The organism is Rhizobium sp. KNZ2-6A (assembly GCF_056755475.1).
Map to the genome: position 1 here is coordinate 17,965 of NZ_JBNDIC010000010.1, position 16,185 is coordinate 34,149.

17 protein-coding genes are annotated in these 16,185 nt (G+C 59.8%); 10 read left to right on the forward strand and 7 right to left on the reverse strand.

The features are described 5' to 3' along the window. Window positions 1-70: 70 nt before the first annotated feature. Window positions 71-733 carry a PAS domain-containing protein gene (locus ACPYOP_RS09185; protein ID WP_481410080.1) on the reverse strand — a complete coding sequence of 221 codons (663 nt, stop codon included), beginning with the start codon at window positions 731-733 and terminating at the stop codon, window positions 71-73. Between the two features lie 314 nt (window positions 734-1,047). Between ACPYOP_RS09185 and ACPYOP_RS09190 the strand changes: the two genes are divergently transcribed. Both ACPYOP_RS09190 and ACPYOP_RS09195 read left to right on the forward strand, forming a co-directional pair. Then, a complete protein-coding gene (locus ACPYOP_RS09190) occupies window positions 1,048-1,818 on the forward strand; it encodes a rhomboid family intramembrane serine protease (RefSeq protein ID WP_481410081.1) in 771 nt (256 codons plus the stop codon). 164 nt (window positions 1,819-1,982) lie between these two features. Then, window positions 1,983-2,417: a CBS domain-containing protein gene (locus ACPYOP_RS09195; RefSeq protein ID WP_481410082.1), complete on the forward strand. Its 435-nt coding sequence runs from the start codon at window positions 1,983-1,985 to the stop codon at window positions 2,415-2,417. 106 nt (window positions 2,418-2,523) lie between these two features. On the opposite strand, the gene ACPYOP_RS09200 is transcribed toward ACPYOP_RS09195, so the two are convergent. The 3 genes from ACPYOP_RS09200 to folE all read right to left on the reverse strand — a co-directional run bounded on the left by ACPYOP_RS09200 (window position 2,524) and on the right by folE (window position 4,676). Continuing rightward, window positions 2,524-3,483 (reverse strand): patatin-like phospholipase family protein, encoded by a 960-nt coding sequence (locus tag ACPYOP_RS09200; protein ID WP_481410083.1) that lies wholly within the window; start codon window positions 3,481-3,483, stop codon window positions 2,524-2,526. A 106-nt stretch (window positions 3,484-3,589) separates the two neighbouring features. Further along, window positions 3,590-4,039: a phosphoribosyl-AMP cyclohydrolase gene (gene hisI / locus ACPYOP_RS09205; protein WP_481410084.1), complete on the reverse strand. Its 450-nt coding sequence runs from the start codon at window positions 4,037-4,039 to the stop codon at window positions 3,590-3,592. A 25-nt stretch (window positions 4,040-4,064) separates the two neighbouring features. Further along, window positions 4,065-4,676 (reverse strand): GTP cyclohydrolase I FolE, encoded by a 612-nt coding sequence (gene folE, locus ACPYOP_RS09210; RefSeq protein ID WP_481410085.1) that lies wholly within the window; start codon window positions 4,674-4,676, stop codon window positions 4,065-4,067. 291 nt (window positions 4,677-4,967) lie between these two features. On the opposite strand from folE, the gene ACPYOP_RS09215 reads away from it, so the two are divergent. The 5 genes from ACPYOP_RS09215 (at window position 4,968) to ACPYOP_RS09235 (ending at window position 9,636) form a co-directional block, all read left to right on the forward strand. Then, a complete protein-coding gene (locus ACPYOP_RS09215) occupies window positions 4,968-5,420 on the forward strand; it encodes an iron-sulfur cluster assembly scaffold protein (protein ID WP_481410086.1) in 453 nt (150 codons plus the stop codon). 134 nt (window positions 5,421-5,554) lie between these two features. Next, complete coding sequence (gene yidD, locus ACPYOP_RS09220; RefSeq protein ID WP_481410087.1) at window positions 5,555-6,004, forward strand: membrane protein insertion efficiency factor YidD; 450 nt, start codon at window positions 5,555-5,557, stop codon at window positions 6,002-6,004. A gap of 4 nt (window positions 6,005-6,008) precedes the next feature. Further along, window positions 6,009-6,536 carry a DUF1697 domain-containing protein gene (locus ACPYOP_RS09225; protein ID WP_481410088.1) on the forward strand — a complete coding sequence of 176 codons (528 nt, stop codon included), beginning with the start codon at window positions 6,009-6,011 and terminating at the stop codon, window positions 6,534-6,536. Between the two features lie 128 nt (window positions 6,537-6,664). Beyond that, on the forward strand, window positions 6,665-8,653 hold the full coding sequence (gene thrS, locus ACPYOP_RS09230) for a threonine--tRNA ligase (protein ID WP_481410089.1): 1,989 nt from the start codon (window positions 6,665-6,667) through the stop codon (window positions 8,651-8,653). Window positions 8,654-8,796: 143 nt separating this feature from the next. Further along, entirely contained in the window at window positions 8,797-9,636 is an 840-nt protein-coding gene (locus ACPYOP_RS09235) for a lysophospholipid acyltransferase family protein (RefSeq protein ID WP_481410090.1), read from the forward strand. Window positions 9,637-9,705: 69 nt separating this feature from the next. On the opposite strand, the gene ACPYOP_RS09240 is transcribed toward ACPYOP_RS09235, so the two are convergent. Further along, window positions 9,706-10,818 carry a hypothetical protein gene (locus ACPYOP_RS09240; protein ID WP_481410091.1) on the reverse strand — a complete coding sequence of 371 codons (1,113 nt, stop codon included), beginning with the start codon at window positions 10,816-10,818 and terminating at the stop codon, window positions 9,706-9,708. A gap of 110 nt (window positions 10,819-10,928) precedes the next feature. On the opposite strand from ACPYOP_RS09240, the gene ACPYOP_RS09245 reads away from it, so the two are divergent. The 3 genes from ACPYOP_RS09245 to ACPYOP_RS09255 all read left to right on the forward strand — a co-directional run bounded on the left by ACPYOP_RS09245 (window position 10,929) and on the right by ACPYOP_RS09255 (window position 13,385). Further along, window positions 10,929-11,516, forward strand: a complete 588-nt coding sequence (locus ACPYOP_RS09245; RefSeq protein WP_481410092.1) for a nitroreductase family protein — start codon at window positions 10,929-10,931, stop codon at window positions 11,514-11,516. Further along, window positions 11,516-12,121: a flavin reductase family protein gene (locus tag ACPYOP_RS09250; RefSeq protein ID WP_481410093.1), complete on the forward strand. Its 606-nt coding sequence runs from the start codon at window positions 11,516-11,518 to the stop codon at window positions 12,119-12,121. Before ACPYOP_RS09245 ends, ACPYOP_RS09250 begins: the two co-directional genes overlap by 1 nt. A gap of 127 nt (window positions 12,122-12,248) precedes the next feature. After that, the gene (locus ACPYOP_RS09255; protein ID WP_481410094.1) at window positions 12,249-13,385 is read left to right on the forward strand and encodes a DUF2336 domain-containing protein; all 1,137 of its coding nucleotides are present in this window, start codon (window positions 12,249-12,251) and stop codon (window positions 13,383-13,385) included. 336 nt (window positions 13,386-13,721) lie between these two features. On the opposite strand, the gene ACPYOP_RS09260 is transcribed toward ACPYOP_RS09255, so the two are convergent. Further along, a complete protein-coding gene (locus ACPYOP_RS09260; RefSeq protein ID WP_481410095.1) occupies window positions 13,722-14,900 on the reverse strand; it encodes an AI-2E family transporter in 1,179 nt (392 codons plus the stop codon). 150 nt (window positions 14,901-15,050) lie between these two features. Further along, the gene (locus tag ACPYOP_RS09265) at window positions 15,051-16,181 is read right to left on the reverse strand and encodes an esterase-like activity of phytase family protein (protein WP_481410096.1); all 1,131 of its coding nucleotides are present in this window, start codon (window positions 16,179-16,181) and stop codon (window positions 15,051-15,053) included. Between the last annotated feature and the right edge of the window lie 4 nt (window positions 16,182-16,185).

Genomic DNA, 16,185 nt, shown 5'->3' on the forward strand with positions numbered 1-16,185 from the left:
CCCTATTGCGTCTCTTCCAACTATTTAGCCGCAACTTCTTAAAGTAAGGTTGTCTTTCCCGAAGCATAACTCAAGGACGACGGCCGATTCTGTCCCGTGCCGGATCAATTCTGGCACGATCGCGGCTATTCTTTGCTTGATCGAGCTTTCGACGCATCCATTCACCAAGGCTGGCGCCTCCCTGAAGCGGCAGAAGATCCGTCGGATCGGGGTGGGGAGGAGTCTCCAAGAGCCGGGCCGGACGCTCATAGAGCAGACGGCTGCGGTCGAGCGCCAGAAATTCCAGACGTTCATTGCCGAGCCAGGTCGAGTGAATGGTTGGCGTCAGGCATCCCAGCAACCTGTCGCAAATGTCGCCTGATGAACGCACCGGCATCAATATCATTTCGAAGGTCATGCTGCGGCCGCTGATGCAATAGCCCGTGGCATGGACGGACGCTGGAATGACATGTCTCATCACGCCGGCGGCGATGCGCACCGGATCGTCCCGCTGGCTGCTGGCCCATAGCGCCGCGAAGTTTTCGCCGCGAATCTCGCGCCCCATGAGATTGCAGATCGCCGTACCGGCCAGCCGGAAACGCGGATTGTCGTCTACGGTATTTTCCAGGATGAACAGTTCCGGAAGAATATGACTGACCGCCGACGGCTGTATCAAATTGCGCAAGGGGGCATCCGCGCTGCCGCGTATCTGTTCCCAATAGGTAAATATGTCGATGCTCGTCTTCTGGCGCATGCCGCGTCCGTGTCCCATTTCAACTCAATTGCCAAGGCATTCATTGCCTCCAGTTCCAGCGTTGCGAATTCCATGCCAAAGCCGCGCTGTTAGGGTTAATGAATAGTTTCAATTGCCTTTGGCGGTAGCAAATGAAAGGAATTGTTCATCACTTCACGAAGTGACCTTCAGCACGAACTTCACGGGTCCCGGACTGGCCTCAAGGTCAATTCCGGAAGGAGCGCCCGATACGCCGCCCGGCTTTGCTAGGCGGCTTTTTTTTTGATTTTCGCTGCGCTATGTGTCGATGACCTTCATAGAAAGCCGAGCAAGACATGGATGATGAACAGCTGCCGCGCCAAGAGCCGGAAGATCCGCGGCCGCGGCAACGCACTCCGGCTTTCAACCTGCCTCCCGTCATTCTGGCAAGCCTGGCCGTCCTGATCATCGTTTTCGCGATCATGAACCTGCCGTGGTGGTCGGACGATACGCTGAACTGGATTTATTTCACCTTCAGCTTCATCCCGGCCCGCTACGCCTTTCCCCTGTCGCAGCAGGGCCTGGAATGGCTCTGGACGCCGGTCACCTATTCGCTGCTACATGGCGGGATCGAGCACATCGTCTTCAATAGTCTGTGGCTGATGGTTTTCGCAGCGCCCGTGGCGCGGCGCATCGGAACACTGCGCTATGTCATTTTCTGGATCTTCTCATCCGCGGCTTCCGCCTTCATGCATGCCGCACTCTACTGGGGAGACCAGACGCTTCTGATAGGCGCGTCCGGGGTCGTCTCTGCGCTCATGGGTGCTGCCTGCCGCTTCGCTTTCCCAGCCATGGACGGTCGGCGGATCTCCGTGCGGGAGGCGCATCTCAATCCGCGTCTCACCATTCTCGGCTCGCTTCGAAGCCGGACCGTCGTCGCCTACATCGTCATGTGGATTGCCGGTAACGCGCTCGTCGCCTTCGGAATCACGCTTGCCGGCGACAGCTCGCAGCCAGTGGCATGGGATGCCCATATCGGCGGTTTCCTGTTCGGATTTCTGCTTTTTGCGCTGTTCGACCGGCAGCCGCGCGACGAGGCCCGGGAAGCTTTACCACTCGATGAATGAGCTGTTGCTTTCTCGCTGACACAGGCGCACCATTGCTATCCGTCGGTCGCGAAATGAGGAGATCGACCGACCGACGGGTAGGGCGCCGGTTTGAGCTCCGGGGGTAATTTCGGAACATATCGGACCTTCAAGTGTTCATCATGCTTTCGAGATGGGAGGATCGAATGTCAGTTTCCGTAAAGGCCATACTGGAAGCCAAGGGTCGCGCCGTCGTTACGACCGGCGGCAACACGACCGTTGCCGAGGCCGCGAAGATTCTCAACGAGAATCGCATCGGTGCCATCGTGGTCGTCGGGCCGGGTGGCAAGATTTCCGGCATCTTCACCGAGCGGGATGTCGTCAATGCCGTTGCCAAGCATGGGCATGAATGCCTTGAAAAGCCGATCGCTTCGATGATGACGGCGAAGGTGCATCGCTGCAAGGAAGACACCACGACCGACGAGTTGATGGAGCTGATGACCATGCGCCGCTTCCGTCACGTTCCCGTCGAGGAAAAAGGCAAGCTTTCCGGCATCATCTCGATCGGCGACGTCGTCAAATGGCGTATCCGCGAGATCGAACTCGAGGCCGAGCAGATCAAGGCCTATATCGCCGGGTGAAGGTGAGAAGCGGTTCGGCTTTTCGCAGAAACTCTGAACCGCGCTATCTCTTTGTTGTCTCGCAATTCCCGGCGGAAAACCGCTGCACACTTTTGCGTGGCATGCTTTAGCGCGCGTATGCTTCCTGCATGCGGCGGATTTCCGGCAATCTTGTCAGAGCTTCCTCATAGCCGCGTTCGATAGCCTCGCCGGCACGATGGAATTCCGACAGGCCGATGTCACTGAGGCGCGGATGCAGCGCCAGATCCGGCGGATCGCCGGCCAGACGGGCGCGGGCAATTCTATCCTGGATGATATTGAAAGCCTGGACCATGACGCCGGTCATGCCGAGTTTCATGGGGGGCGTGTCCTCACGCCGCACCAACTCGCCGCTCAACGGGCCGACATTGTGTTTGACCACGGCCGAGCGACCGAAGAGATCATAGTTTAGATTCACCGCCGCCACGAGCGGCTGCTCATACGAGCGGCATACCGAAACCGGCACGGGATTGACGAGGGCGCCGTCGACCAGCGTGCGGCCGTTGGTTCGCACCGGCTCGAAAATGCCGGGCAGGGCATAGGAAGCCCTGAGTGCCGTGATCAGGGAGCCATTGGCAATCCAGACTTCATGCCCGGTATTCAATTCCGAGGCGACGGCTACAAAGGGACGATCCAAATCTTCGATGGAAAAGCCTTCCAGGTGCTCCTGCATGCGCTTGGTCAACCGCATGCCGCCGAACAGGCCACTGCCGCCGATGGTCAAATCGAGAAGGCTGGCGATGCGGCGCATCGTCAAAGAGCGGGCAAAGGTTTCGAGTTCGTCGAGCTTGCCGGCAAGATAGCAGCCGCCGACCAGGGCTCCGATCGAGGTGCCGGCGATCATGCCGACTTCGATACCTGCTTCGTCGAGCGCGCGCAGAACGCCGATATGTGCCCACCCGCGCGCTGCGCCGCCGCCGAGCGCTAGCGCAATCTTGACTCTCTTGGGTGGAGTGGGAGGGAGAAGCGGGGTGGAGGTATCCTGCGAGATGCTTGAACCGGTCAAGTTCTGTCCGCCGTTATGACGATTCAACCCCCAATTCAGCATTTGAAGCCTCCTCCGAGGCCCCAGGTGCCTCTGCTAAAATACTGTCCCTTTTTCGTTTCCAAATCGTATATCGGTTGTGGCTTACCCGGTCGTTTCGCCTTCAGGTCTACTGCTTGTAGACTTCTTCCGGATCGAAATGCAGGTGATCGTCGACCACGTTCAGCACGGGCTTGCCATCTTCGAGCTCAACCGTTCGATAGAAGCAGGAACGCCGCCCAGTATGGCACGTTGCGTCATGTCCGGCGACCTCCACTTTCAGCCAGATGGCGTCCTGATCGCAATCCGTTCGGATTTCCTTCACCGTCTGAAGGTTTCCGGAGGTTTCGCCTTTTTTCCAGATTTTTCCGCGCGAGCGGCTGAAATAATGCGCCGTACCGGTCTTGATCGTCAGGGCGAGCGCCTCGGCGTTCATATGCGCAACCATCAACAGCTCGCCGTCATGCGCATCGGTGACAATCGCGGTGATCAGGCCGCGATCGTCGAAGCGAGGCGTGAAATCGCCTGCATCCTCCAGCTCGGACTTGTCTTCGGAAGGCGCGTTGAAAATCAGATTCATCTCCGGCTCTTTCGTTGAAGTCCGGTCAGCGACCCCGGACCAAAGACATGAAACGGGCCTGTTCGGCCGGATCGGCCTTGAAGGCGCCGGTGAAGGTCATCGTCAGCGTCGAGGAGCCCTGCTTCTGAACGCCGCGCATGGCCATGCACATATGCTCGGCGTCGATCATGACGGCAACGCCGCGCGGGCGAAGCGTGTCGTCGATCGCATTGGCGATCTGGGCGGTCATTGCTTCCTGCGTCTGCAGGCGGCGGGCGAAGATATCGACGACGCGGGCGATCTTGGACAGGCCAAGCACGCGGCCGCTCGGGAGATAAGCGACATGCGCCTTGCCAATGATCGGCACCATATGGTGTTCGCAATGCGAGAAAAACGGAATGTCGCGCACGAGGACAACGTCGTCATAACCAGACACCTCCTCAAAGGTGCGGCCGAGTACGTCCTCGGGGTTCAGTTCGTAGCCGCCGAACAGCTCGCGGTAGGCCTTGGCGACGCGCGCGGGCGTATCAAGCAGGCCTTCGCGCTGCGGATCGTCGCCGGCCCAGCGAAGCAGAACGCGAACAGCGTCCTCGGCTTCCTTCTGCGTCGGACGTTCGGAATCAACGGCCTGCGGAAAGTTCTTTACAATGGCGTCCATTACCTGTGGATCTCCTGACCCGCTACGCGGATATCATCTGTCGGACTCGCCACTGGCATTCCCCCGTCAAGGGGCTTACGTACCTTTGGCGGGCTCCGGGGCGTTCTGGCTGGCTGACACACCTGCCGTCCTGCACGGTTTCCCATCAAACTTACAGAAGACCATTGCATTTCGATGGTCTTCGAACGACATACATATAGTATGGCATTGTCCCTGTGAAAGTGTCCTAAACGGACACGCTGTGTTTTTTGTTACGAAACGCAAAACAGGTGCATCGGAGCGAAATCTGTGATGGACGACATCTACAACAGCAAAATCCTGGAGTTTGCCGGCAATATCGGCCGCATCGGCAGCCTTCCCGACGCCGATGCCAGTGCCCAGGCCCATTCCAGACTGTGCGGTTCTCGCGTAAAAATCTGGCTGAAAATGGACGGCGATGTCGTGACCGATTTTGCCCATGACGTCAAGGCCTGCGCGCTTGGCCAGGCATCGTCCTCGGTCATGGCCCGCCATGTCGTCGGCGCTTCGGCTGACGAAGTGCGCAAGGCTCGTGAAGACATGCTCGCCATGCTTAAGGCCGACGGCGAGGGACCGAGCGGGCGCTTCGAGGATATGCGCTATCTGAAGCCCGTTCGGGATTACAAGGCCCGGCATGCTTCGACGATGCTGACCTTCGATGCCGTCGTGGATGCGATCGGGCAGATCGAGGCGGCGCGGGCCGAGGTTGTTGAGGCCGTATCGTGAGTATCTTTGTGCCGAGAGTGCATACCCCCCTCGTCCTTCGGACCTTCGTGACATCTCCCCCACAAGGGGGGAGATTGTTGGGAGAAAGCCGTACCCTTCCGATATTGCCACTAGGTCTCGAGGGGTAGCCGCTCATGTGCTATCTCTGCTCCATACAGGATGATGAGGATGAAGGTGGAGCCGCAGCAGGCTCCAAACCGATCTCCCCCCTTGTGGGGGAGATGTCACGAAGGTCCGAAGGACGAGGGGGGTACGTCGCACCGCAAGTAGGCCGCAACTATTCCGGGCCTTTCCGCAAGACACCCGACCGGCTTTTCGGAATGGGCCTCATTCGCCTATATCAGCTGACGCTTTCCGGCTTCATTGGCAATTCCTGCCGCCATATCCCGACCTGCTCGGAATATGGCTATGAGGCTGTCGCCCGCCACGGGCTTTGGGCCGGAGGCTGGATGACGCTGTTTCGCGTCGCGCGCTGCGGGCCTGGCGGCACCAGCGGGCTTGATCCGGTGCCCGGCGAGCTGGAGCGCCGCTATCATTGGTGGACACCCTGGCGTTATTTCCGCCTCGGGCAAAAGGCTGCCTGACCGCATGGCGGTCTACGTCGCACTGCTGCACAGCATCGTTCTTGGGCCAGGCCGACGAGTGGTCATGAGCGATCTCAAGAGAATGGCGGAGGGGGTTGGCTTTCGCAACGCTCGCACGCTGGTTGCGACCGGCAATCTGATTTTCGAAGCTGAGAGTCAGTCTATAGCCTCGATCGAAGAGAAGCTCGAATCCGGGTTTGTCGCGGTTTTCGGCAAGCATGTCGATATCATCGCCCGCGACGCCGAGACGTGGCTGAAGCTTGCCGACGGCAATCCTTTCGTCGATGGCATCGGCAGCGAGGTTATCATTCGCGTCATGCGGCGGCCGCTCGAACCTGAAATCCTCGATACGCTTGCGAAATACCGTCAGGGCGAGCGCATGGCTGTTGTCGACGGCGATCTGTGGATCGATTTTGGACTCAAGGCCAGCGAAACCAAAATGTTGCCGGCGCTGACGACAAAGCGGCTCGGCATCGGAACGATGCGGAATTGGAACACAGTGCGCGGTTTGGCCGAGATGATCCGCCGCTAACGCCGCTTTTTCTTTACTAGATCGCGAAATGCCGCTATCAGGCGCGCGGACATAAGTAAGCATTTACTTGGTTCGCATCTTTCAAAACCACCCGCATTCGTTGGCGGGACTGGACAAGGAGAATATCGATGTCCCAATCCGTTTCCCTGACATTTCCCGATGGTTCCGTGCGCAGCTTCGCTGCCGGCACGACCGGTCGCGATGTTGCAGAATCCATTTCCAAGTCGCTGGCCAAAAAGTCCGTCGCTATTGCTATCGACGGCACCGTGCGCGACCTTTCCGATCCGGTGACCGACGGCAGGATCGAGATCATCACCCGCAACGACGACCGCGCGCTGGAACTTATCCGGCATGACGCGGCACACGTCATGGCGGAAGCGGTACAGGAATTGTGGCCCGGCACGCAGGTCACCATCGGCCCGGTGATCGAGAACGGCTTCTATTACGATTTTGCCAAGAACGAGCCCTTCACGCCCGATGATCTGCCTGTCATCGAGAAGAAGATGCGCGAAATCATTCAGCGCAATGCGCCGTTTACCAAGCAGATCTGGTCCCGCGACAAGGCAAAGGAAGTTTTTGCCGCCAAGGGCGAGCGCTACAAGGTGGAACTGGTCGATGCCATCCCCGAAGGTCAGGATCTGAAGATCTACTACCAGGGGGATTGGTTCGATCTTTGCCGCGGTCCGCACATGGCCTCGACCGGCCAGATCGGCACGGCCTTCAAGCTGATGAAGGTTGCCGGCGCCTATTGGCGCGGCGATAGTAACAATCCGATGCTGACCCGCATCTACGGCACGGCCTTTGCCGAGCAGGCCGATCTCGACAACTACCTGCACATCCTCGCCGAGGCTGAGAAGCGCGACCATCGCCGTCTCGGCCGCGAGATGGATCTCTTCCATTTCCAGGAAGAAGGCCCCGGTGTCGTTTTCTGGCATGGTAAGGGCTGGCGCATGTTCCAGACACTGGTGTCCTATATGCGCCGGCGGCTGCAGGGCGATTATCAGGAAGTCAATGCGCCGCAGGTGCTCGACAAGTCGCTTTGGGAGACTTCGGGTCACTGGGGCTGGTACCGTGACAACATGTTCAAGGTCACCGTCGCCGGTGACGACACCGACGACGATCGCGTCTTCGCGCTGAAGCCCATGAACTGCCCCGGCCATATCCAGATCTTCAAGCATGGCTTGAAGTCCTACCGCGAACTGCCGATCCGGCTAGCGGAATTCGGTGCCGTGCATCGCTACGAGCCATCGGGCGCGCTGCATGGGCTGATGCGCGTGCGCGGCTTTACGCAGGATGATGCGCACATCTTCTGCACCGACGAGCAGATGGCGGCTGAATGCCTGAAGATCAACGACCTGATCCTGTCGGTCTATGAGGACTTCGGCTTCCAGGAGATCGTCGTCAAGCTCTCGACCCGCCCGGACAAGCGCGTCGGCTCCGACGAACTCTGGGATCGCGCCGAAAGCGTGATGATGGATGTGCTGAAGACCATCGAGGCGCAGTCCGAAGGACGCATCAAGACCGGCATCCTGCCGGGCGAGGGTGCGTTCTACGGTCCGAAGTTCGAATATACGCTGAAGGATGCCATCGGTCGTGAATGGCAGTGCGGCACGACGCAGGTCGACTTTAACCTGCCGGAACGCTTCGGCGCCTTCTACATCGACCAGCACTCAGAAAAGACGCAGCCGGTGATGATCCATCGCGCCATCTGCGGCTCGATGGAGCGCTTCCTCGGAATCCTGATCGAGAACTTTGCCGGCCATATGCCGCTCTGGGTCTCGCCGCTGCAAGTGGTCGTCGCGACCATCACCTCCGAAGCCGATGCCTATGGCGAAGAAGTCGCGGAAGCGTTGCGCGATGCCGGCCTCACGGTCGAGACCGACTTTCGCAACGAGAAGATCAACTACAAGATCCGCGAGCATTCGGTCACGAAGGTTCCGGTGATCATCGTCTGTGGCAAGAAGGAAGCCGAAGAGCGTTCGGTCAACATCCGCCGCCTCGGCAGCCAGGCTCAGACGGCCATGTCGCTAGACGAAGCCATTGCTTCGCTTGCTCTGGAGGCGACTGCGCCTGATATCCTGCGCAAGCAGGCGGCACGCCGCGCCAAGGCCGCCTGACGGACCTGGACATCTGAGGGCGCTTCAGGGCGCCGTCAGACAATTGTCATACAGCATTCATATAGTTGATGAATCAAGGCGTTGCTGTGGCTGCAGCATGTGACGCAACGGAACGATAGGAGCGGGGCAGCCCCGTCGCGCACTTGGAATTCAAAGAACTATCCTACGCCAATGAACGGGACCCGCGTCTCAAGCGCTGGTTCATCCGCTCCATCGAGGGCCTGTCCGGCCGGGATCGTTACACCCGGCTTTACGATATCTGGCGCACCGATATCGTCGGCAAGAGTGAGCGCGTTTTCGGCAAGATGCTCGATCTCATCGACGTGCGCCTGCTCATCAAGGGCGAATGGCCGCCGAGCCAGATCCCCGAGGCGCCGATCGTCATCGTCGCCAACCATCCCTATGGCATCGGCGACGGGATTGCGGTGCTGGCGCTTGCCGAGCAATTGGGGCGCCCCTTCAAGGTTCTCATCAACAACGAGTTGTTGAAAGTGCCTGAAATGCTTGATTATTCGCTGCCGGTCTCCTTCGAGGAAACCAAGGAAGCGATGGCGATCAACATGAAGACCCGGCATGAGGCCGTGCGCCTGCTGAAGGAAGGTACGACCATCATCGTCTTTCCCGCAGGCGGCGTTGCCACAGCCAAGAAGGGTTTCGGCCGCGCCGAGGATCTGCCGTGGAAGATCTTTCCCGCCAAGCTCATTCAGGCCGCGCGTGCGAGCGTCATTCCCATCTATTTCGAAGGCCAGAATGGCCGGCTCTTCCATCTGGCGAGCCGCATCTCGATGACCTTGCGCATCTCGCTGCTGATCCGCGAGTTCCGGCGCCTTTCCGGCAGCACCATCACCGCCCATATCGGCGCCCCCAGAAGCTGGGAGGCGCTCAGCGAAGGCAGCGATCGCAAAGATCTGCTGTCGAAGCTCTATGGCGCGGTCTTCTCCATGGCACCGCCAAGAAAGATGCTGCGACGCCGGGCAGGGTAAGCGGCAAGAACGTCGGATTCACAATCACCGAGCAGTGATAGCCGCGATAGCTTCGGCCTGCCACGGCCGTCAATCCATGCTGTCGCCGTCATCGCCGCCAGCCGGCGCCAACTGTTCGTAGGTTGGTAGCGGCTGCTGATTGGTCGTCGCCGACGGTGTCTGGCTCTGACGCATAGGCGGCATTTGGATCGGAAGCTGGCGGGCCGGCTGTTCGGTATCGGCGTCCTGCGGCTGCTGCTGTTTCATCAGCACTTCCACATCCGTATTCATGCCTGCGGCGACGGTGAAGTCGCGCTGATAGATCTTGTCCTTGTTGCGGGCGACGGCGGTATAGCGGCCTTCGGCAAGCACCATGGTCGGGAAAGCGCTGACGCTTTCGCCGACGATGTCGCCCGCCGATGTCAGGATCGACCAGGCGGTATCGGCGATTGCCTCGCCGCCGCCATCCGACACCAACTTGAGCGTGATCTTTGCCGCCCTGTGCTGGATGGTCGCCTGTGTCACCTTGCCGGCTTCCACCTGAATGTCGGCGCGGATGACGGCGTTGACCTCGCCATATTCGGAAACGACGTGATAGGTGCCTGCGCTGAGGCCGACCAGCGTATTCGGTTTCACGTCGTCCATGACAAGGCCGCGTTCCCCGTCTTCCTTGGCCTCGCTGGAATAGATCGAGAAGCTGAGCTCATTCGGCGGGATTCGGACATCCGATCCGGATACTGCATTTAGGACCATGCCGCCGGCGTCGAGCACCATCGTCTGCTTCTGCGTTTCGCCCGTTTCCGCCACGCTCAATCTCTTGGTGACGCCGGCGCGGCCGAAGGAGACATTGACGAAGTAATCACCGGGCAGCAGGTGGAAGGAAGCCGAGCCTCCTCGGGAGCTGGCGACAAGCGGCAGCTTGCCGTCCGCACCGGCAACGGGGCTGAAAACATACCAGGAGAGGCCTTGCTGCTGCGGGCTGCTTTGTGGCGTCATCTTGGCTTCGAGCGAAACGTCACGCAGGGTACGGGCGGCCGAATTCTCTCCATCGGGCGCCACGAAGGCGTTGAGCTTCGGCATCTTTACGCTGCCGTCCAGCTGCTTGAATTCCTTGAAGGCTTCCTGCGCCGAGGCGGCCGTGCTCACGCTCGCGAAGATCGCGATGACAGCACCCAATCGGCGAGCGGATGAAATGCCTGACATGGATACCCAACCGATTGACTTCCGATAAAACACAAGCCACTTCAAAACCAATGCAGTGGCAAATTCAAGACCTACCTCCTAGCACAAGCCAAAATGAAGGCAGTTCCTCAATGAAAACCGATATCAAGCTGGTCGATTATCTCGCTGTGCGCCGATCCATCCCCGCGTTTCAAATGTCGGAACCGGGGCCGGGCAAGGCTGAGATCGAAGAGATCATTCGGCTGGCCTCGCGCGTGCCGGATCACGGCAAGCTTGCCCCCTGGCGCTTCGTTGTCTACCGCGGCGAAGAGCGGGCGCGTATCGGCGAGGAGCTGCTGAAGCTCGCGCTGGAGGCAAAGCCGGATCTTTCCGAGGAAATGATCCAGGTCGAGCGCACGCGCTTCACCCGTGCTCCGGTCGTCATCGCCGTCGTCAGCAAGGCGGCGCCGCATTTCAAGATTCCGGAATGGGAGCAACTGATGTCGGCGGGCGCGCTTTGCCTGAACCTGCTGATTTCAGCAAATGCTCATGGCTGGGTCTCCAATTGGCTGACCGAATGGTTCGCCTATGATGAGCGCGCCTATCCGTTACTCGGCGTCGAACCGGGCGAGAAGGTGGCCGGATTCATCCATATCGGCTCCTCCAGCTTCCCTCCCGTCGAGCGCCCGCGCCCGGAGCTGGCAGAAACGGTAAGTTGGGTCGGCGGGGAGGACGCATGATGTTTTATACGACGGACAGCAATCGCCACGGGCTGGCGCACGACCCTTTCAAGGCCATCGTCGCGCCGAGACCGATCGGCTGGATCGGCAGCAAGGGCAGGGACGGCTCGCTGAACCTCTCTCCCTATTCCTTTTTCAACGCGGTGAGCGACCGGCCGAAGCTGGTGATGTTTTCCTCCGCCGGTCGAAAGGACAGCGTGCGCAATGTCGAAGAAACCGGCGTTTTCACCGCCAATCTCGTCAGCCGCCATATCGTGGAAAAGATGAACCATTCGTCGATTTCCGTTCCCTACGGCACCAATGAGTTCGAACTGGCCGGGTTGACGGCCAAGCCTGGCCAATTGGTGGATGCTCCCTATGTGGGCGAAGCCTTCGCGGTCCTTGAATGCCGCGTGACCGAAGTGCTGCAGCCCAAGGGCCTTGATGGCGAGATGTCGGAAAACATCATGGTCATCGGCCAAGTCGTGGGGATCCACATCGACGAGGCGATCATTCGTGACGGCAGGCTGGACATGGCGCTTGCGCGGCCCGTCGCGCGCATGGGCTATATGGATTATAGCGAGGGCAGCGACGTCTTCGAGATGTTTCGGCCAAAGGCTCCCTGAACTGAGCCATCGCACTGATATGCAAAAGGTTAATAGATACGGTAAACGTCCCGTAAACCTTTCCTCGATAGCGTGAGGGATATGAGTTTGCGGGGCGGGAATCGCCTCGCCGATATCGGGGCATTAAGTGATCATAGAAGCATTCCTTCGCTGGGCTGAGACCGCCAAGGCTGAAAGCAGGGCTCGGGCGGCCAATGCGCTCGGCAGAGCCTATCTGCAGTCGGAGATGCCCAGGGAAGAGCGTGCCGCCGCGGAAATGGCGATGACCTATCTGCTCGATGATCCGTCTCCGCGCGTAAGACTTGCGCTTGCCGAAGCGGTCGCCCGCTCGGCCGGTGCTCCCCGCAATGTCATTTTGTCCCTGGCTGGGGACCAGCCGGAAATAGCGGGACAGATCATCCTGCTTTCGCCGGTATTCACCGATGCCGATCTTGTCGATCTGGCGCTGCATGGCAGCGACGTAACGCGAGTCCTGATCGCCTCCCGCGGCCAGGTGCCGCGTGCTGTCTGTGCAGCGCTTGCCGAGATCGGCGGGGAGGCGGAAATCCTGTGTCTGCTCGAAAATGACGGCGCATTGCTTTCGCAGGCGTCGCTTAAGCGCATTGCCGAGCGTCTGGGTGAATGCGCCGATATACGCGGCCTGCTTCTTTCGCGTGATGCCCTGTCTTCGGATGTCAGGCACCTGCTGATGCGACGAGTCAGCGAGGCGCTATCCGAATCGACGCTCGTTCAGAGCTTTATCGGCAGCGGCAGGCTGCAGCAGGTGACGCGGGAAGCGACCGAATCTGCGACCGTCGCCATTGCGGGAACGGCACAGCACGAGCAATTGCCTGATCTCGTCGAGCATCTGCGGCAATGCGGCTGGTTGACGCCGGCCTTCCTGATGCATGCGCTGTGCTCCGGCAAGGTCGATTTCTTCTGCTGCGCGATCACCAATCTCTCCGGCTGCGAAGAACGGCGCGTGCGCTCCATCATCTCCCGGGGCCGCGTCCACGCCATCCGGGCGCTTTATGAAAGCACCGGATTGACGCGGGACATCAGTACGATCTTCGTCGAGGCGACGGTGATCTGGCGCGATGCGTCGCGCAAGAACGGTACTGCCATGCTGGAGAACGTCTCTTCGCAGCTGATGCGTAAATTCCGCCTTGCCGAACAGCCTCAGGCCGCCACGCAGCTGCTCGACATGGTAGAGAAGCTGGCGAATGCCGAACGGCGACAGGCCGCGCGCAGCTTCGCGGCTCTGGCGACGCTCGCCGCCGCGTGATGTCCAGCACGCGGTTCATTTGCCGAGATTCAACTTGCCGCTGACGATCGCCATCGAATCCCCGCGCCGGAAGGTGTCATCCGCCTTCTCGATATGTCGAGCGTCTAAGCGGAATCGCTTTATCCGCCTGAGAGCAAACACATGCTTGATATGGCTTCGCTGGAGAAACCGGACGTGACCTTATGGGTCGCAAGGTTGGAGGAAGCCACGTCGGATGTTGCGCCCTGGTGGAGGCCGGTGACGGTACGGCGTCGAAATCGCTGCCTTCGGCGACTACCAGCCGGACCCGCTCAGCCTGTTCATGGAAAAGCGGCTGACGTTGAAATAGGCAAGGGGTCAGCGTTCGGCGGCATCCCGGACATGCAGCTGCAATTCCGGTTCCTGCGCTTGCTGCTCCTCGGTCAATTCGGCTTCGCGGATCCATTCGCGCCAGATGGCGACCATGATCGCCATCAGAACAGGTCCGATGAAGAGGCCGAGAAAGCCCATGGTTTTCACGCCGCCGACTAAACCAAAAAAAGTCGGCAGGAAGGGCAGCTTGATAGGGCCGCCGACGAGCTTCGGGCGAAGCGTCTTGTCAACGATGAAGAGCTCGATCGTGCCCCAGAGGAAGAGGGCAATGCCTGCCCAAAGCGAGCCGCTCGCGACGAGATAGATGGAAACGAGCGACATCGACAGCGGAGCGCCGCCCGGCACCAGGGCCATGACGCCGGTGAGGACGCCGAGCGTGATGGCGGAGGGAGCGCCGGCGATCCAATAGGCGACGCCCAGAACGATACCTTCGCCAATGGCAATCAGCGTCATGCCCATGACGGTCGAGCTGATGGTCGCGGGAACAACGCGGGAAATACGCTCCCAGCGGTTGGGCAGGATGCGCTCGCCGAGCAGATCGACCTGCCGAACGAATGTCGCGCCGTCGCGATAGATGAAGAACAGCGCGATCAGCATGAACAGCAGGGTCAGGATGACATGGAAGGCGCCGCCGCCAGCCGCGAGCACCGCGCGGTAGATATTGCCGATATGCGCGCCGCTCACGAGCTGCGCCAGTTCGCCGAGCGAGCCGGGGCTGCCGACATATTGCGTCCATTGTTCGCCGAGCCACGAGCCTATGACAGGTAAGGCCAGAATCCATTGCGGCGGCGGCGCGCCGTCGCGGTTGACGTGCACGGCCCAGCCGAACCATTCACGGACTTCGCCGGCCATATAAATAGCGGAAAGAACGATCGGCAGGACGAGAAAAGTCACGATGAACACGAGGGCGATGGTGGCCGCAAGCGTCGTGTTTCCGCCCGTACGGCGCACGACATCGCTGTAAAGCGGCCAGGTGGCGAAGCCGATAACAGCCGCGGCCAGGACTGGAACGAGGAATCCATAGAAGAAATAAATCCCGGCGACGGCGATCAGAATCAGCAGCCAGCGCGCAGCGGAAATGGATGGTATCAAAGGCATGCGCGCATGCGCACTCGGCCCCAGCCACCGATGCTCCTTCGGCTTATGACGTTCAAATACACCCACCGGACTTACTGCGCCCCTTTTTACTAGATCACCCGGTTATGGGGTATGATCTTGGCTGTTTCAAGAGCAACAGCCGGAAAGCCTCTTTATTATGCGGCCATGACATTAACACGACTGGAAAGCGATTGGCGCGCGGCCGGAGGCAGGGTGTCACGAGGGGCGACGGATCACTTTGAACGCGAAAAACTGCGTCTTTTGCGTCGAATTGAAATTGTTGTCGGCGACGAAGATCAGCACATCGCCGCCGTCCCTGGATTTGCCGAAAGTCATGCCTTCGATATTGTCGGGAGCAAGACCGAGCGCGCGCAAATCCATGATCTCCATCTTGCGCACCGGCACGATCCGCTGATCGGTCACCATGAGCGACGGGATATTCGCGACATCGGTGGCGCCGTCGAGATCGAACATGTTGATGACGACCGAATTGCCGACGCCCTGCGCATAGCCGCGCTCGACAGAAAGCAGATGACGGTCATCGAGCGCCAGGATCTCGGACAAGCCGAAATCGTTCCAGCCACTCGCGGTGGAGGGTGCCTGCGGAATCGGCGAGACCGGATAGACATATTGCGCCTTCTGCAAGCCGGTCGCAGCGTCATACCGAATGAGGCGCGCGAGCGCGCCGTTGGTCAGCGTCGCGACCGGCCCATCCTGATAAAGCGCAGATTCGGTGTTAACGAGAAGGTCGCCGCCTGAAAGGAAGGTCAGGCCTTCAAAGGCGAGATTGTCGCGAATCCCCGTATGCTTGTCGGCCGTCGGGGCAAAACCTTCCGGTAATGAGAATTCGCGGACGAAGCTGCCGTCACGATTGGCGACGCGCGCGAAAGGCGGCAGCAGCGCCTTGCCATCGCCTTCGCTGCTCCAATAAATGCCATCCTTGCCCAGGCGGATGGATTCGCCATCAACCTTCTTGAGCGCAAAAGGTTGCCCATCCTTGTCTTTCAGCGTGACATGATCGACCACCGTGACACCCTTCAGGCCGCTGGCGTCGACATCGATATCGAGGTCGTAGAAGCGGGCAGGCGCCTTTTCGGAGCGGTCGTCGCTGATTGCAATATAGCGGCCGGTAGAGGGATCGAAGTCGATGCCCGAAAGGCCGCCGACTTCCACACCGTTTTCCATGAATCCCGTCGGAATATCGTAATTGCCGAGATAGGAAAGGCCGATGCCGGCCTTGCAGTCGCCAAAGGGGCAGGGCACATCGATCGTCGTCCCGATATCGAGTGCATGGGCGGCATGGCCGAAGAGGAGAACGGCGGCGGTCGTCAGAAATGGCTTCAACATGGCG

Coding starts and splice junctions, on each gene's coding strand:
- ACPYOP_RS09185 (WP_481410080.1), bottom strand. CDS start 733: ATGCGCCAGAAGACGAGCATCGACATATTTACCTATTGGGAACAGATA.
- ACPYOP_RS09190 (WP_481410081.1), top strand. CDS start 1,048: ATGGATGATGAACAGCTGCCGCGCCAAGAGCCGGAAGATCCGCGGCCG.
- ACPYOP_RS09195 (WP_481410082.1), top strand. CDS start 1,983: ATGTCAGTTTCCGTAAAGGCCATACTGGAAGCCAAGGGTCGCGCCGTC.
- ACPYOP_RS09200 (WP_481410083.1), bottom strand. CDS start 3,483: ATGCTGAATTGGGGGTTGAATCGTCATAACGGCGGACAGAACTTGACC.
- hisI (WP_481410084.1), bottom strand. CDS start 4,039: ATGAATCTGATTTTCAACGCGCCTTCCGAAGACAAGTCCGAGCTGGAG.
- folE (WP_481410085.1), bottom strand. CDS start 4,676: ATGGACGCCATTGTAAAGAACTTTCCGCAGGCCGTTGATTCCGAACGT.
- ACPYOP_RS09215 (WP_481410086.1), top strand. CDS start 4,968: ATGGACGACATCTACAACAGCAAAATCCTGGAGTTTGCCGGCAATATC.
- yidD (WP_481410087.1), top strand. CDS start 5,555: ATGTGCTATCTCTGCTCCATACAGGATGATGAGGATGAAGGTGGAGCC.
- ACPYOP_RS09225 (WP_481410088.1), top strand. CDS start 6,009: ATGGCGGTCTACGTCGCACTGCTGCACAGCATCGTTCTTGGGCCAGGC.
- thrS (WP_481410089.1), top strand. CDS start 6,665: ATGTCCCAATCCGTTTCCCTGACATTTCCCGATGGTTCCGTGCGCAGC.
- ACPYOP_RS09240 (WP_481410091.1), bottom strand. CDS start 10,818: ATGTCAGGCATTTCATCCGCTCGCCGATTGGGTGCTGTCATCGCGATC.
- ACPYOP_RS09245 (WP_481410092.1), top strand. CDS start 10,929: ATGAAAACCGATATCAAGCTGGTCGATTATCTCGCTGTGCGCCGATCC.
- ACPYOP_RS09250 (WP_481410093.1), top strand. CDS start 11,516: ATGTTTTATACGACGGACAGCAATCGCCACGGGCTGGCGCACGACCCT.
- ACPYOP_RS09265 (WP_481410096.1), bottom strand. CDS start 16,181: ATGTTGAAGCCATTTCTGACGACCGCCGCCGTTCTCCTCTTCGGCCAT.